This window comes from Streptomyces sp. KMM 9044 (assembly GCF_024701375.2).
In the GTDB taxonomy this organism is placed as follows: Bacteria; Actinomycetota; Actinomycetes; order Streptomycetales; family Streptomycetaceae; genus Streptomyces.
Window position 1 is genome coordinate 3,511,658 of the sequence record NZ_CP113910.1, and the last position, 14,483, is coordinate 3,526,140.

At 72.9% G+C, this 14,483-nt stretch carries 12 protein-coding genes and 3 pseudogenes; 7 read left to right on the forward strand and 8 right to left on the reverse strand.

Annotated features, from left to right (window positions below):
• Positions 1 to 20 precede the first annotated feature (20 nt).
• Positions 21 to 359, reverse strand: coding sequence for a YbaB/EbfC family nucleoid-associated protein (locus HUV60_RS15745; RefSeq protein ID WP_257850653.1), 339 nt, complete (start codon positions 357 to 359; stop codon positions 21 to 23).
• Between the two features lie 335 nt (positions 360 to 694).
• On the opposite strand from HUV60_RS15745, the gene HUV60_RS15750 reads away from it, so the two are divergent.
• Positions 695 to 1,447, forward strand: coding sequence for an SLATT domain-containing protein (locus HUV60_RS15750; RefSeq protein WP_257850652.1), 753 nt, complete (start codon positions 695 to 697; stop codon positions 1,445 to 1,447).
• A gap of 171 nt (positions 1,448 to 1,618) precedes the next feature.
• Here HUV60_RS15750 and HUV60_RS15755 read toward each other — a convergent pair whose 3' ends face one another.
• From HUV60_RS15755 to HUV60_RS15765, 3 genes and pseudogenes are all read right to left on the reverse strand, one after another.
• On the reverse strand, positions 1,619 to 3,538 hold the full coding sequence (locus HUV60_RS15755; protein WP_257850651.1) for a serine/threonine-protein kinase: 1,920 nt from the start codon (positions 3,536 to 3,538) through the stop codon (positions 1,619 to 1,621).
• Between the two features lie 78 nt (positions 3,539 to 3,616).
• Positions 3,617 to 4,107, reverse strand: a pseudogene (locus HUV60_RS15760) (MarR family winged helix-turn-helix transcriptional regulator).
• A complete protein-coding gene (locus HUV60_RS15765; RefSeq protein WP_443047308.1) occupies positions 4,104 to 4,298 on the reverse strand; it encodes a hypothetical protein in 195 nt (64 codons plus the stop codon). Before HUV60_RS15765 ends, HUV60_RS15760 begins: the two are co-directional and overlap by 4 nt.
• Between HUV60_RS15765 and HUV60_RS15770 the strand changes: the two are divergent.
• From HUV60_RS15770 to HUV60_RS15780, 3 genes and pseudogenes are all read left to right on the forward strand, one after another.
• Positions 4,273 to 5,109 (forward strand): annotated as a pseudogene (locus HUV60_RS15770) (aminotransferase class III-fold pyridoxal phosphate-dependent enzyme); the annotation flags it as partial. The gene HUV60_RS15765 and the pseudogene HUV60_RS15770 overlap by 26 nt on opposite strands.
• Before the next feature lie 147 nt (positions 5,110 to 5,256).
• Positions 5,257 to 5,964 carry a GntR family transcriptional regulator gene (locus HUV60_RS15775; RefSeq protein WP_257850650.1) on the forward strand — a complete coding sequence of 236 codons (708 nt, stop codon included), beginning with the start codon at positions 5,257 to 5,259 and terminating at the stop codon, positions 5,962 to 5,964.
• Between the two features lie 182 nt (positions 5,965 to 6,146).
• Positions 6,147 to 6,797 (forward strand): hypothetical protein, encoded by a 651-nt coding sequence (locus HUV60_RS15780; protein ID WP_257850649.1) that lies wholly within the window; start codon positions 6,147 to 6,149, stop codon positions 6,795 to 6,797.
• Positions 6,798 to 6,809: 12 nt separating this feature from the next.
• Here HUV60_RS15780 and HUV60_RS15785 read toward each other — a convergent pair whose 3' ends face one another.
• From HUV60_RS15785 to HUV60_RS15795, 3 genes and pseudogenes are all read right to left on the reverse strand, one after another.
• Positions 6,810 to 7,232, reverse strand: a complete 423-nt coding sequence (locus HUV60_RS15785) for a YgjP-like metallopeptidase domain-containing protein (protein ID WP_331462046.1) — start codon at positions 7,230 to 7,232, stop codon at positions 6,810 to 6,812.
• A 60-nt stretch (positions 7,233 to 7,292) separates the two neighbouring features.
• Positions 7,293 to 8,602: pseudogene (locus HUV60_RS15790) on the reverse strand (AAA family ATPase).
• 163 nt (positions 8,603 to 8,765) lie between these two features.
• Positions 8,766 to 10,049 carry an adenylosuccinate synthase gene (locus tag HUV60_RS15795; protein WP_257850647.1) on the reverse strand — a complete coding sequence of 428 codons (1,284 nt, stop codon included), beginning with the start codon at positions 10,047 to 10,049 and terminating at the stop codon, positions 8,766 to 8,768.
• A 195-nt stretch (positions 10,050 to 10,244) separates the two neighbouring features.
• Between HUV60_RS15795 and HUV60_RS15800 the strand changes: the two genes are divergently transcribed.
• A complete protein-coding gene (locus HUV60_RS15800; protein ID WP_257850646.1) occupies positions 10,245 to 11,120 on the forward strand; it encodes an acylglycerol kinase family protein in 876 nt (291 codons plus the stop codon).
• Positions 11,121 to 11,152: 32 nt separating this feature from the next.
• Here HUV60_RS15800 and HUV60_RS15805 read toward each other — a convergent pair whose 3' ends face one another.
• Positions 11,153 to 11,656: a GbsR/MarR family transcriptional regulator gene (locus HUV60_RS15805; protein WP_257850645.1), complete on the reverse strand. Its 504-nt coding sequence runs from the start codon at positions 11,654 to 11,656 to the stop codon at positions 11,153 to 11,155.
• A 155-nt stretch (positions 11,657 to 11,811) separates the two neighbouring features.
• Here HUV60_RS15805 and HUV60_RS15810 point away from each other — a divergent pair, with 155 nt between their 5' ends.
• A complete protein-coding gene (locus HUV60_RS15810) occupies positions 11,812 to 12,804 on the forward strand; it encodes an ABC transporter ATP-binding protein (protein WP_257850644.1) in 993 nt (330 codons plus the stop codon).
• On the forward strand, positions 12,801 to 14,462 hold the full coding sequence (locus HUV60_RS15815) for an ABC transporter permease (RefSeq protein WP_257850643.1): 1,662 nt from the start codon (positions 12,801 to 12,803) through the stop codon (positions 14,460 to 14,462). The genes HUV60_RS15810 and HUV60_RS15815 overlap by 4 nt, the downstream gene beginning before the upstream one ends.
• Positions 14,463 to 14,483 lie beyond the last annotated feature (21 nt).

Genomic DNA, 14,483 nt, shown 5'->3' on the forward strand with positions numbered 1-14,483 from the left:
GTAGAGGCCCGCGGGCCGTCTTAGAAAGGCAAGCCGGGAATGCCGCCGCCCAGCCCCTGGGCCAGCGGGCCGAGCTTCTGCTGCTGGAGGGCCTGCGCGTTCTCGTTGGCCGCCTGGACGGCCGCGACGACGAGGTCCGCGAGGGTCTCGGTGTCCTCGGGGTCCACCGCCTCAGGGTCGATCTTCAGGGCGCGGAGCTCGCCGGAGCCGGTGACGGTGGCCGTCACCAGACCGCCGCCCGCCTGGCCGTCGACCTCCATGTGCGCGAGTTCCTCCTGCGCCTGGGCCAGGTCCTGCTGCATCTTCTGGGCCTGCTGGAGCAGTTGCTGCATGTTGGGCTGGCCACCACCGGGGATCACGGTTCAGCTCCTTGGTCGGTCCGTCCTTACGGGACTTTCCCGTTCAGCACGAGCCTACGTGGTCCGGGCGGCCGTCGCCCCAGCACTCTTTCGAGTGAGTCCCCCCTCGTGCCCTATACCTGATCACAGCCCCCTTCCGGGCGGAAGCAGCACCCGAACCCCCGGCACGGCCACCCGTTGGGCGGTAGGAAGGGGGCGGCACGTCCGTGCCCACGTCCGCGTCGATGTCCGCGTCCGGCGCCGGGCAGGCGTCGCGCAGGGGCCCGCGGGGGTCCCGTGGAAGTCCGGTAGGGGTCAGGGCAGGGTCGGGTTCCGAGGTCAGTAGGGAGTACCGGATGGTTCAACCGGAGATGCAGCCCGAGGACCGTCCGCAGGACGGGCTCGGCAAGGGGGCGGCCGGGCTGCGGCCGGGCGATCTGGCCGGGCGGGTGTTCCCGCTCGGGGACTGGGGCGAACCCGCGCCCCGGCTGGACGAGCTGTACCGGTGGGTGGAGCGCGGGGCGCTGGACACCGCGGCGTGGTACCTCGCGGTCCGGGCCTGGAAGCGGCGGTGCGCGCGGGCGCTGCGTACGGGGGCCGCGGCGGGGGCGGCCACCGGGGCGGCGCTGCCGCTGCTGGACCTGACCGGAGCGACCGACGGAGCTGCCCCCTGGGGATACACGGCGCTGCTGCTCGCGGCGGTCTGCGTGACCGCGGACCGGTTCTTCGGGGTGACGTCCGGCTGGATGCGGGACGTGACGACCGCGCAGGCCGTACAGCGGCGGCTCCAGGCGTTCCAGTTCGACTGGGCCTCGGAGTGCGTCCGCGAGGTGCTGGGTCCGGCCGAGGGCACCGCGAGCGAGGCGACCGAGCGCTGCCTGTCGGTGCTGCGGCGGTTCTCGGAGGACGTGGACGAGCTGGTGCGGGCCGAGACGGCGGACTGGATGATGGACTTCCGTACGGGCACGAGCGTGCCGCCCGCCGTCCAGGGGACGCTGGCGGGCACGGGTCGCCCCGAGTCGCCCGGACAGCCCCACGGCCGCTTCGCGACCGCGCCCGGGACCACCCGCCCGAACATGCCCCGCCAGCGGCCGCCGGAGCCGAGGTGAGCAGACCGAGGTGAGCAGACCGAGGTGACGTGAGCTCCTCGATGTGCCGGGGAACGCTCAGAGTCCGGAGTCGGCACGCAGGCGTCGGCCTCCCGTGAGGCGGGCGGGTGTCGTGGGGCGAAGTCCGCCGGACGTCCGACCACGGGCTGTGAGTGTGCCGTCGGTGTGTTCTCAGTCCCGCGTGTAGGTGAGCTGGTCGCCGTTGCCGGTGTTCACGCGTTGGAGGGTGCCGTCGGGCAGGAGGATGACGTCGGTGGCGGCACCCGGGGCACAGGCGCTGCGCGGCCGGCCGGCCGTCACGGTGGTCGGGCCGATCTCCAGCCGTTCTCCGGGGCCCGGGGCACTGGTGAGGGCGCCCTCGAACACGCAGTGGTAGGTGCCGTTCCCGGTAGGACCGTCGGCGATGAGGGACATGACCGTGTCACCGGCCCCGCCCTGCCGGATGGTCAGCGTGCGGGTGTGCAGCCCGCTCGCGTTGTCGATGATCGTCGACCAGGTGCCGAGGTATCCGGCCGGGATCGTCCCGTCAGCGGCCGGTGAGGGGGTCGGCTGCTCCGTCCCGGCGGTACCGCCTGCCCTGTCCGTCCCGGCCGAGGACCTCCCGTCGAGCGACGGGTCACTGCCGTCGGTGCCCTGGGACATGCCCTCGTCCGGCGTGCCCGAAGGGCTGCCGCCGACGGTGTTGCCGTCGCCACCGCTCGTCAGTGCGTACACCGTGCCGCCCGCGGCGAGCGCGACGACCAGCGCGATCACGACGAGCAGCGCGGTGGAACGGTCGTCGCGCGGGAACCGTGCCGGGCCGCCGTACGGTGGCGGGGCGGCCCCGAAGGGCGGCGGGCCGTAGGGAGGGGTGGCGCCGGCGGCTCCATAGCCGTTGCAGGGATAGCCGCGGCCGGGGGGCTGGGGGTGCTGCTGGGCGTACTGCTGGGGGTGGCCGTATGCGGCAGGGGGCTGTCCGGCCGCCGGGGCGCCCGAGGCCGGGACAGGGGGCGCGGTGGGGCCGTTCGGGCCGGTGACCAGGGTGGGCAGGTGGTTCACCGCCGCACCGTCACCGGGTGCGCCCGGCGGGGGCGGGGCGGAGCCGTCGGCGGCGGGGGCGTGTTCGGGGGTGGCGGCGGGGCCGTCCGGCGCGGGCGGCGGCGCCTGAGGGTCCTCCGCGTCCAGGAGCCGTACGGCGTGCCGGCCGAGCTGGGCGACCAGGGCGCCCGGCAGCCAGGGCTCGCGGGAGCGGCCGTCGGCGACGGTGTCCTCGGCGCCGGTGCGCAGCAGGATCTGGTCGAGGGTGGGCCGCCGGGCGGGGTCCTTCCTGAGGCAGTCCCGCACGAGGTCGGCGAGGCCCTCGGGGAGCCGGCCGAGGTCGGGTTCCTCCTCGACGATACGGAACATCAGGGCGTGCACCCCGCTGTTGGCGGTGCCGAAGGGCAGCTCGCCGGTGGCGGCGTAGGCGAGCATCGAGCCGAGGCAGAAGACGTCGCAGGCGGGGGTGATGCGGTCGCCGCGCACCTGCTCCGGCGCCATGAACCCGGGCGAGCCGACCAGCGCCCCGGTCCGGGTGAGGCCGCCGTCGGTCACGGTCTCCAGGGCCCGCGCGATCCCGAAGTCGATGACGCGCGGCCCGTCGATGGTGACGAGCACGTTGGACGGCTTGAGGTCGCGGTGCACGATGCCGGCGGCGTGGATGTCCTTCAGCGCGTGCGCGAGACCGGCGGCGAGAATGCGTACCGAACGCTCGGGCAGCGCCCCGTGGTCGTGCCCGACGACCTGCTGGAGGCTGGGCCCGGCGACGTACCCGGTGGCGACCCAGGGCACCGGGGCCTCGGTGTCCGCGTCCAGCACCGGCGCGGTCCAGTCGCCGCCGACCTGCCGGGCGTTCTGCACCTCCTGGCGGAAGCGGGCCCGGAACTCCTCCTGCTGGGCCAGTTCCTCGCGCACCAGCTTGACGGCGACAGTGCGTCCCCGGTCGGAACGGGCGAGGTAGACCTCGCCCATGCCCCCGGCGCCGAGCCGCGCGAGCAGCCGGTACGCGCCGATCCTGCCCGGGTGCCGAGCGCCCTGGCCCCCCGCCGCGCCCCCCGGTCCGTGCTTCTCCACCGCTCTGCCGCCTTCCCCCCGCCGTGAGCAACAGCCCGAGGATAAGCCGGGCAAGGTCCGGGGTGAGCCGGGCGCCGCCTACAGTTCCGTAACAGGCGGTACATCGGGTGAGACTGCGGGTGATACGGGCAGGCCGAGGTCGTCGAGCACGGTGCACAGGTGTTCCACCGTCTGGACCGCCTGTGCGAGTTCGGCCTCGCCGCACGCCTCCGCGAGCCGCTTCGCGAAGGCCGCGTGGCCCGGGTCGGTCCCCGCGACGGCCGCGTGCCCCCGCTCGGTGGGGACGAGGAGCTTGGCCCGGCGGTGCGCCGGGTGGGCCGGTACTCGGCGAGACCGCGATCGACCGGCAGGTCGGCGATGCGCTGCACGCTCTGCCGGGTGATGCCCATGACGCGGGCGATGCCGGAGACCGGCAGGGGTTCACGGAGGACCGCGCCGAGCACCTGCCACCAGGCAGCGGTGAGTCCGGCGGGACTGGTGAGTTCCTCGGCGACCGCGAGGAACTCACCGTTCAGCCGGAAGACGCTGAGCGCGCCGCGGCTGAGCAGATCCTGCTGTTCCCTGCTCACCGGCCCAGGGCCTCCTCGAACTCGGCGTACGCCTGGGGGCCGGAGTCGTGGAAGAGCCGGTACCAGGCGTCGGTCGCCGGTTCGTCGTAGGCGCCGAGCAGCCGGAAGACCTCGCGGGCGAAGGCGACGGGCCCGGTGGGGACGGCGGTGGGGACGGCGGTGGGGACGGCGGTGGGGACGGCGGGCGTCATGCCGCCGCCGCCCGGTTACCTCGCCGGGGCGCGGGAGCTGTGCGACAAGCACGGGATCGTCTTCGTGCTGGACGAGGTGACGGCCGGGTTCGGCCGACCGGCACGTGGTTCGCGGCGGACCTGTACGACGTCGTGCCGGACCCGATGACCTGCGCGAAGGGCGTGAACTCCGGTTACGTGCCGCTCGGCGGCGTCGCGATCTCCGGCGCGATCGCGGACACGTTCGGGAAGCGGCCGTACCCGGTCGGGCTCACCTACTCCGGGCATCCGCTGGCCTGCGCCGCGGCCGTCGCGACGATCGACGCCATGGCCGAGGAGGGCGTCGCAGAGAACGCGGCGCTGCTCGAGGAGTCCGTCGTCGGGCCGACGCTGCACGCACTGGCACAGCGGCACAGCGGCACAGCGGCACGGCGGCACAGCGGCACGGCGGCACAGCGGCACAGCGGCACAGCGGCACAGCGGCACAGCGGCACCCGAGCGTGGGCGAGGTCCGCGCGGTCGGCATGTTCCGGGCGCTGGAACTGGTGCGGAACCGGGAGAGCCGGGAGCCGCTGGTCCCCTACAACGCGGCCGGTCAGGCGAACGCCCCCATGGCAGCCTTCGCCGCCGCCGCGAAGGCGCACGGGCTGTGGCCCTTCGTGAACATGAACCGCACCCATGTCGTCCCGCCGTGCACCGTGAGCGGGGCCGAACGGAAGGAGAGCCTGGGGCCGCGCTGGACTCGGCGCTGTCGGCGGCGGACGCGTACGCGGACCGACCGCGAGGAGACGACCCGGCCATTCGAACAGGCACAGGGTACTCGAACACGTAAAGTGGAGTGACCGTGGACGGACGCGTGCGCCGGAGCAGGCGGCCGACGCGCGGGCCGGATGCACACGGCCGGCGCGCGGTACCCGCGCACCACCCCCGCGCGTGGCACGGTCACGCCACTCGAACACGACGAGGGAGACGTCCGACCATGCCCGGCATCGGCGGCAACGGCGCGGTGACGCGCAGCACGCTGCGGCAGCAGATCGCCGACGCGCTCCGTGACGAGGTGCTGGCCGGGCGGATGGAGCCGGGGCAGGAGTTCACCGTCAAGGAGATCGCCGACCAGTACGGGGTGTCCGCGACCCCCGTACGGGAGGCGCTGGTCGACCTGTCGGCGCAGGGACTGCTCGACGCCGACCAGCACCGGGGGTTCCGGGTGCACGAGTACTCCGTCGGTGACTTCCGCGGCATGGTCGAGGCCCGCGCGCTGGTGATCGACGGGATGTTCCACGCCCTGACCGACGCCGACGGCCATCTCGCCCGCCTCCGGCCCGAGGAGCCCCGGGTCGCCGCCGCACTCGCCGGGGTCCGGCGGCGCGGCGAGGAGGCCCAGCGTTCGGCCCTCGCCGGGGAGCTCACCGTGCTGATCGGCTACGACCTGCGCTTCTGGCGCGAGCTCATAGCCCTGTTCGGCAACCCCCACCTCACCGCCTTCCTGCACCGGCTCCGCGTCCAGACCTGGGTGTGCGTGGTGCAGCGTCTGCGCCGGCTGCCCGATCTGCGGGGGCGTCTGTGGTGCGAACACACCGATCTGGTCGACGCGCTGGTGCGCCGTGACACCGACTCCGCCCGCGCGGTCGTCGAGTCGTACAACACCCACTCCCTCGCCCTCGTCGAACAGCTCCCCGCGGACTGAACGGCCCGGGTGATCGCGAGCGAGAGCCCGGGGGCCGGGTCCCGCGTCGTCTGTGTTCGTATGGGTAGAGGACCTGCACGAGGGGAGTCACCCTCGCGCCGCGCCGATATTCTTCCCTGACCGCCGTACCGGATGTGCCAGACGTACCGGATGCGGGGGACGTGCTATGCGAGGAGCCCTCTTTGGCCTGTGACCTGTGGCTGGTACCGCTCGTCGACGTGTTGTGCCATACGCCCGACAATCCGTTCGCCGAGGAACTCGCGCAGTACAACAAGGTGCTCGCCGAGTCCGAGCTGCCGCCGGTGCCGGTGTACCAGTACATGCCGGGTCTGTCCGGCGAGGTCGCCCCGGTCGCGGGCTTCGACTACGACGCGCTGCACTTCCTGCGGCGCACCTACCTGCTCCAGGTGTGCGGGCTGCCGGTCACCCCGGTGGGCGAGCTGGGCGGTGACTACGAGCAGTTGCTGGAGATGTTCGAGACGACGGCCCAGCAGTCGCACCTGGTCTGGCACTACGACCACGCCGGGGCCTATGTCCCCGTGGACTTCCCGCACCCGCTCTCCAGCGACGAACTCCTCGCCGGCGGCGGCCCGCTGGGCTCCTCCCACGCGCTGCTGCGGGAACTGGAGGTCGTCGCCCCGGCCCTCGGCATCGACCCGGCGAACCCCCCGGCCGCGCCGGACCCCCCGCAGGGGCCGACCGAGCTGGAGGAACCCGCCGTCCCCGCCTCGTACGACCCCAGCCCCTTCGCCCGCGAACGCCACGTCTGGCTCGGCCTGCACGCGGCGGCCACGCGCAGCCTGGCCCAGGGCTCGATGATCGTGTTCAGCTGAGCCGGCCGGAAGTCAGTGAGGGAGGTCCCCCATCCAGACGCGTCCGCCCAGCTCGTCCAGCTCCTCTTTCGCCCGGCGGCACTCGGGCAGGGCCCGGCCCAGCAACCTCCAGTAGGCGGGGCCGTGTCCCGAGATCCTGACGTGGGCGAGTTCGTGCGCGATCACGTAGTCGACCAGGTGGACGGGCAGCTGGAAGGTGGCCCCGTGCAGGGCGATCGTTCCGTTTCCCGGTCCGGCGCGGTAGCTCCCCCACCGGTGTCCGAGATCGCGCACGCGGACCTCCGGTTCGGGGACGCCCAGGCGGGCGGCCCAGGGCTGGAGGCGTCCGCGTGTCCAGTGCTGCCCGGCCCGGGTGTACCACTGCGCGAGGGCCCGCCGGGTGAGGGCCGGATCCCCGGCGACCGAGCGGTGGACGCGCAGCCGCCCTGCGACCAGTCGTCCCCCGGGTACTTCGGCTTCGTTCCCCTGCCGCGGGCCCGGCCCGGACTCCTCTTCTCAGAGCCCTTCCGCCCCCGCCCTTAAGTCGTCGTCCATCGTCCCGGAGCCCAGTTCGGCCGTCTCCTGGGTCCGCAGCAGCCGTGGGCCGACCCGGCCCTCCGACACCTTCGGTACGGCCCCGAAGGTTCCGGCGAGGTAGGACGCCATCAGGTCCTCCTCCGCCGTCGGCTCCCAGTCGGCGACCGAGGTCAGGCTCGTGGCGCCCCGCTCGTCCTTCTCGGTGAGCCAGATCTGGCCCGGATGCAGCAGCCGCCCCCCGGCCGGGGTCCGCAGGAGGGAGAGGTCGTGGGCGGTGAAAACGAGCTGGGCGCCCTTGCGGTTGAGCCAGGGCGCCGGGAAGAGGCGCACGACCTCGGCGGCGAAGCGCGAGTGGAGGCTGGTGTCGAGCTCGTCGACGAGGAGGACCGCTCCCGTGTCGAGGGCGAGGAGCAGCGGGCCGATCAGGGCGAGCCAGGAGCGGGTTCCCCAGGACTCCGCGTCCCAGTCGAGGGTGGTCCGGTCGCCCCCGTTCCCGTGCACGAGCCGTACCAGGGGCCTGCCGGAGGAGGTCTGCTCGACCTCCACTCCGGCGATGCCCAGGTCGGCGACCTCCAGGAGTTCCTCGGCCCGGCGTCGGAAGCCCTCGTCGCGCGGCAGCCGCAGGGCCGTGTAGTCCTCGCGCCGGGTGCGTTCCGTCTCGGGGGTGACGTCCCAGAAGTTGTTCCTGAACCAGTCGAACACCGGGGTGAGCTGGTCGTGTCCGTCGTTCGCGGCGCGCGTCAGCAGCAGGGCGTCCGGGCGGGTGGTGCGGGCCAGCCTGACACGGTCGCGAAGGCGGTCGCCGGGGAAGTCGAAGTCCTTCTCGCGGGTGGCGTCCCGTTCGAACCACACCTGGCGGCGGCCCTTGGGGTAGGCGTAGAGCCACTCGGCCTCCACCCGGCGCTCCCGAGTTCGAACCCGTACGTCCAGCGCACGCCGTCGGCGAGGACGAGGTCCGCCTCGTAGAGGGAGGTTTCGGCGGCGGCCTTGGGGGCGAGGGCGAACTCGTCGCGGGGGATGCCGTCGCAGGAGGTCCAGTCGGCGTACGACCGCAGCACGCAGTGGCGCATGTTCCGCAGTGCGGCGATCGGGTTCGACTTGCCGGACGCGTTGGCGCCGAAGACGCCGAAGACGCCGAGGACGGTGTGGACGGGGAGCCGCCGGCCGTCGGAGAGTTCCGTGTCGCGTGCGGTGGCCCGCTCGTTCTCGTCGTCCTCGGGCGCGACGAACGACAGTTCCTGCTCGTCGCGCAGGGACCGGACGTTGGCCACCCGGAATCTCAGCAGCATCCCGCTTCCTTCACGACGTGCACAGGGGTCGCTTCCCCGGTCACTCGGCACTGATCGGTACTGATCGGTACTGATCGGCACTGAGAAGAGTGGGGCGGCCGGTCCGGTCGGGTTCACCGTACCGGCCGTCCCATCAGATCTACGGGACTACGGAGAAGCTCCCTCAGAGGAACGAGTTGATCTCGATCGTCTCGTCGCGGCCCGGGCCCACGCCGATCGCGGAGATCGGGGCTCCGGACATCTCCTCCAGGGCCTTGACGTACGCCTGGGCGTTCTTCGGCAGGTCGGCGAAGGACTTCGCGCCGGTGATGTCCTCGGACCAGCCCGGGAGCATCTCGTAGACCGGCTTCGCGTGGTGGAAGTCCGACTGGGAGTAGGGGAGTTCCTCGACGCGCCTGCCGTCGATCTCGTAGGCCACGCAGACCGGGATCTGCTCCCAGCCGGTGAGGACGTCGAGCTTGGTGAGGAAGAAGTCGGTCAGGCCGTTCACGCGGGTCGCGTAGCGGGCGATGACCGCGTCGAACCAGCCGCAGCGGCGGTCGCGGCCGGTGGTGACGCCCCGCTCGCCGCCGATGCGGCGCAGCGCCTCGCCGTCCTCGTCGAACAGCTCCGTCGGGAACGGGCCGGCACCGACGCGGGTCGTGTACGCCTTGAGGATGCCGATCACCCGGCTGATCTTCGTCGGGCCCACGCCGGAGCCGGTGCAGGCGCCGCCCGCGGTCGGGTTCGACGAGGTGACGAAGGGGTACGTGCCGTGGTCGATGTCGAGCAGGGTGCCCTGGCCGCCCTCGAAGAGGACCACCTTGTCCTGCTCCAGCGCCTGGTTGAGGACCAGGACGGTGTCGGCGACGTACGGCGCCAGCTTGTCGGCGTAGCCCAGCAGCTCCTCGACCACCTGCTCGACGGCGATCGCGCGCCGGTTGTAGAGCTTGGTGAGCATCTGGTTCTTGGCGTCGAGTGCCGCCTCGACCTTCTGGGTGAGGATCGACTCGTCGTACAGGTCCTGGACCCGGATGCCGACGCGGTTGATCTTGTCGGCGTAGGTCGGGCCGATGCCGCGGCCGGTGGTGCCGATCTTGCGCTTGCCGAGGAAACGCTCCGTCACCTTGTCCACCGTCACGTTGTACGGCGTGATGATGTGTGCGTTGCCGCTGATCAGGAGCTTGGACGTGTCGACGCCCCGCTCGTTCAGCCCGCTCAGCTCGGAGAACAGGACGGAGGGATCGACGACGACCCCGTTGCCGATGACCGGAGTGCAACCGGGGGACAGGATTCCGGAAGGGAGCAGGTGGAGGGCGTACTTCTGGTCGCCCACGACCACCGTGTGGCCGGCGTTGTTACCGCCTTGGTAACGCACCACGTAGTCGACGGATCCGCCGAGCAGGTCCGTCGCCTTTCCCTTGCCCTCGTCACCCCACTGAGCACCGAGCAGCACAAGTGCGGGCACGCGCGTACACCCCTTCCGGGCGGGGCATGTCCAGGGTCAGAGGCGTACGCGGAGGATCTCCGCCGCGCACACACCGCGACCACCGTTGGCCGCCAACCGTCGGACCGGATGCCCCGGAATAGACGAAGCCCCTGCGCAACAGCGCAAGGGGCTCTTGCACAAAGATGCTACCCGAGGAAGCGAGGCAAGGCCGAGGTGGCGACTTCCCCGACGTCCGATCAGCTCCTGGTGGTCATCGATCCGGTCGCCCGCCGCAGGGACGGCGAGTCCGTACGTATCGCGAAAGACGTGCTCAGCGGGGGTGCGACGACGAAGGTGTGCCTGCCGGACGGCCCGGAGGAATTCGCCCGCGCGCTCGCCCGGCGGGGCTCGAGGCGCCCGGTGCTGGTCGGCGACGACCGGGCCCTGATCCGGGCGGTGGGGCTGCTGCACCGGCAGCGGGAGCTGACCGGCTGCGCGCTGGCCCTGGTGCCGGTCGGGGGCGCGCTGTCGCTCGCCCGGTCGCTGGGGGTGCCCACGGGGGCGGTGGCCGCGTCACGCGCCGTGCTGGAGGGCACCGAGCGGCGGATGAACCTGCTGGTGGACGACAGCGACGGCGTGGTGCTCGGCGCGGTACGGATTCCGCCTGCCGGTGCCGCGCAGACGCGGGAGGAGGGAACAGACGGGACCGAGCACGCCGGCAGGGGTGACGGCACGGGACAGCATCCGTGGCTGCGGACCTGCCAGACCCTGGTGCGGACCCTGGTGCCGGACCGGCCGTCCCGGGTCGCCTCCGACCCCGAGAGCGGGCCGGTGCGGCTGCGGGTGGAGGTCGACGGGACGACGCTCGTCGACCTGCGCCAGCCGGTGGCGGCCGTCTCCCTCGTGCCGGGCCCCGGCGGGATCGCCCGGGTCGAGGTGCGGCCGGTGTCGGTCGGTACGGAGGCGTCGCCGCTGCTGGCCGAGGGGCACACGGTGACGGTGTCGGGCGCGCACTTCCGCTACCGGACGGACGCGGTCGTGTCCGGGCCGGTGGGCACCCGGACGTGGGTGGCCCGGGAGGACGCCTGGGGGCTGACACTGCCGGTGTGAGCGAGGGGCCGGCCTCGGCTCGGCGGAGTGGCTCAGTCGCGGCCGAAGCGCTCCTCCCGGTGGTCACGCCAGCGGTCCATGAGCGCCTCGATCTCCTTCTCGGCGAACTCGAAGAAGGCCAGCGTCTCCGCCAGCCGGAGGCCCGCCGGGGTGCCGGGGCCCACGCTGGCGACGCCCTCGCGCAGCGCGTCCTGCCAGCGCCGGAGGACGGCACCGCGGCTGGTGAGCGCCTCGTACCACTGGTCGCCGTGCACCCGGTAGCGCTCACGGCGCGAGCCGGGCTCCCGCTCGCGGGAGACCAGGTGCTGCTGGTCGAGGTAGCGCACCGCCCCGGAGACCGCGGCGGGCGAGATCCGCAGCATCTCCCCCAGTTCGGCGGAGGTGCTGACGCCGGTGTCCGAGACCAGCAGGGCCGCGAAGACCCGGGCCGGCATGCGCGGCACTCCGGCCGCCACCAGCTGCGCGGCGAAGTGCTCGACGAACCGGGAGACCGTCTCGGGGTCCCGCTCCGGCCGCCCGGCCCCTTCCTCCGTCATGACCCGCTCATCTCCGCCCTCGGCCCGTACACGCCCCGTCCGCCCTCCGTGGACCCGTCCCCGTATCCGCAGCTCAGCGACGTCGGCCAGTCTAGCTCTGAATTTATACACTTCCTTAACTTCACAAATTTGTGAAACCAGCGTACGTTCCGAACATGACCAAGGCCATCACCGTGTCCGGACTCCACAAGTCGTTCGGCCGCACCCACGCGCTCGCCGGTCTCGACCTGGAGGTCGAGACCGGCGAGGTCCACGGGTTCCTGGGCCCGAACGGCTCCGGCAAGTCCACCTCCATCCGCGTCCTGCTCGGTCTGCTGCGTGCCGACGCGGGCACCGCCCGGGTGCTCGGACGCGATCCGTGGGCGGACGCCGTGGAGCTCCACCGCCGCCTCGCCTATGTCCCCGGCGACGTCGAGCTGTGGCCGAACCTCACCGGCGGCGAAGCCATCGACCTGCTGGCACGGCTGCGCGGGGGCCTGGACAAGAAGCGGCGCGCCGAGCTCGTCGAGCGCTTCGACCTGGACCCGACCAAGAAGGGCCGCGCCTACTCCAAGGGCAACCGGCAGAAGGTCGCCATCGTCGCCGCGCTCGCCTCCGACGCCGAACTGCTGCTGCTCGACGAGCCGACCGCGGGACTGGACCCCCTCATGGAGGTCGTCTTCCAGGACGTCATCGGCGAGGCCAAGGCGGCCGGCAAGACGGTCCTGCTCTCCAGCCACATCCTGGCCCAGGTGGAGAAGCTCGCCGACCGCGTGAGCATCATCCGGCTGGGGCGCACCGTCCAGTCCGGCACCCTCGGCGAGCTGCGCCACCTGACCCGCACCACCATCGAGGCGGAGACCGAGCGGCCCGCCACCGGCCTCGACGCACTGCCCGGCGTCCACGACCTGCGGACCCTCGACGAGGCCACCGGCCGGGTCCGGTTCGCCGTCGACGGCGGCCAGGTCGACGGAGCGGTCCGCAAGCTCACCGAGTTCGGCATCCGCAGTCTCGTCAGCCACCCGCCGACCCTGGAGGAGCTGATGCTCCGCCACTACGGCAGCGAGCTCGCCGCCAACGGACACGGGACGGACGGACCCGGGACGGACGGACCCGGGACGGACGGACCCGGGACGGACGGACAGCGTACGAACGGAGACCTGCGATGACCACCGCGACCGCCGCCCCCGAGGCCCCGGCCCCCGCCGGACCGGTCGCGGGCGGCAACGCGCTGGCCGGGACCCGGACACTGGTCCGCTTCGCCCTGCGCCGGGACCGGATCCGGCTCCCGGTGTGGATCCTGGCCCTGCTCCTCGGCACCCTCATGACGGCGAACAGCTTCAGGACGCTGTACAGCGACCCGCAGGACCGGGCCAACGCCGTCAGGAGCGTGGACAGCCCGGCCGGCCTCGCCATGTCCGGCCCCCGCCACTACCTCGACGACGACGGCTTCGGCTCCATACTGAGCCACCAGATGCTCGGCTTCATGGCCGTCCTCGTCGGCCTCATGAGCGTGCTGATCATCACCCGGCACACCCGCGCCGAGGAGGAGACCGGCCGCGCCGAACTGGTGCGCTCGACCGTCGTGGGCCGCCACGCCCACCTCACCGCCGCCCTGTCCGTCGCGGTCCTGGCCAACCTCGCCCTGGCCCTGTTGCTGACCGTCGGCCTGGCCGGCCTGGGGATGGAGGGCATCGACACCGCGGGCTCGCTGCTCTACGGTTTCGGCCACGCCGCCGTCGGCCTCGTCTTCGCCGCCGTCGCCGCGGTCACCGTCCAGTTCACCGCGCACACGCGCGGCGCGTCCGGCATGGCGCTCGCGGTCATCGGCGTCGCCTACGTGCTGCGCGCGGCCGGCGACAGCGGCGAGAACGGTGCCCTGTCCTGGCTGTCCCCGATCGGCTGGGTGCAGCGCAGCTACCCGTACGTCGACAACCGCTGGTGGCCGCTGCTGCTCTGCCTGGTGTTCGCGGCGGCGGGTGCGGCGGCGGGGTTCGTGCTCTCCACCCGGCGGGACGTGGGCGCGGGTCTGCGTCCGGAGAAGCTGGGCAGCCCCACGGCCTCCGACGCGCTCGCCACACCGGTCGGCTTCGCCCTGCGCCTGCACCGCGGCATGCTGACCGGCTTCGGCACCGGCCTGTTCCTGATGGGCGCGATGTACGGATCGATCCTCGGGGACGCCGAGGACATGCTGGCGGGCATCGACGAGATCCAGGAGGCCCTGGACCGCATCGGCGGTGCGGGCGTCGTCGAGTCCTTCGCCTCCATGATCATGGTCGTGCTCACGGTCGTGGCGGCGGTGTACGTCGTCATGGCGGCCCTGCGGCCCCGCTCCGAGGAGACGGCGGGCCGCGCCGAACCCCTCCTCGCCACCGGCCTCTCGCGCACCCGCTGGGTCGGCGGCCACCTGGCCGTGGCCATGGGCGGCGGCACGCTCGTGCTGCTACTGGCCGGGCTCGGCTTCGGCGGCGCGGGCGCGGCCTCCACCGGCGACGCCGGGCTGTTGCCGGACCTGGTGGGTGCGGCCGTGGCGTACGCGCCCGCCCTGTGGGTCACGGTCGGCGTGGCCGTGGTGCTCTTCGGCTGGTTCCCGCGGGCGAGTTCGGCGGCCTGGATCGTGCCGGTGTACGCCTTCGTGGTCGGCTACCTCGGCCAGATCCTGCAGTTCCCGGCCTGGACGGACAACCTCTCCCCGTTCGGCCACGTCCCCCGGCTCCCCGCCGCGGACATGGACTGGACCCCGCTGCTCCTGCTGTCCCTCGTCGCCGCCGGCCTGGTGTGGCTGGGCCTGGCGGGCTTCCGGCGGCGGGACCTCGAGACGAAGTAGCCGGGTGGGGCCGCGGGACGA

What these genes read in the sequence shown, in the direction of transcription:
- HUV60_RS15750 (WP_257850652.1), top strand. Translation starts at nt 695, where the DNA reads ATGGTTCAACCGGAGATGCAGCCCGAGGACCGTCCGCAGGACGGGCTC.
- HUV60_RS15815 (WP_257850643.1), top strand. Translation starts at nt 12,801, where the DNA reads ATGACCACCGCGACCGCCGCCCCCGAGGCCCCGGCCCCCGCCGGACCG.
- HUV60_RS15765 (WP_443047308.1), bottom strand. Translation starts at nt 4,298, where the DNA reads ATGACGCCCGCCGTCCCCACCGCCGTCCCCACCGCCGTCCCCACCGCC.
- HUV60_RS15775 (WP_257850650.1), top strand. Translation starts at nt 5,257, where the DNA reads ATGCCCGGCATCGGCGGCAACGGCGCGGTGACGCGCAGCACGCTGCGG.
- HUV60_RS15805 (WP_257850645.1), bottom strand. Translation starts at nt 11,656, where the DNA reads ATGACGGAGGAAGGGGCCGGGCGGCCGGAGCGGGACCCCGAGACGGTC.
- HUV60_RS15810 (WP_257850644.1), top strand. Translation starts at nt 11,812, where the DNA reads ATGACCAAGGCCATCACCGTGTCCGGACTCCACAAGTCGTTCGGCCGC.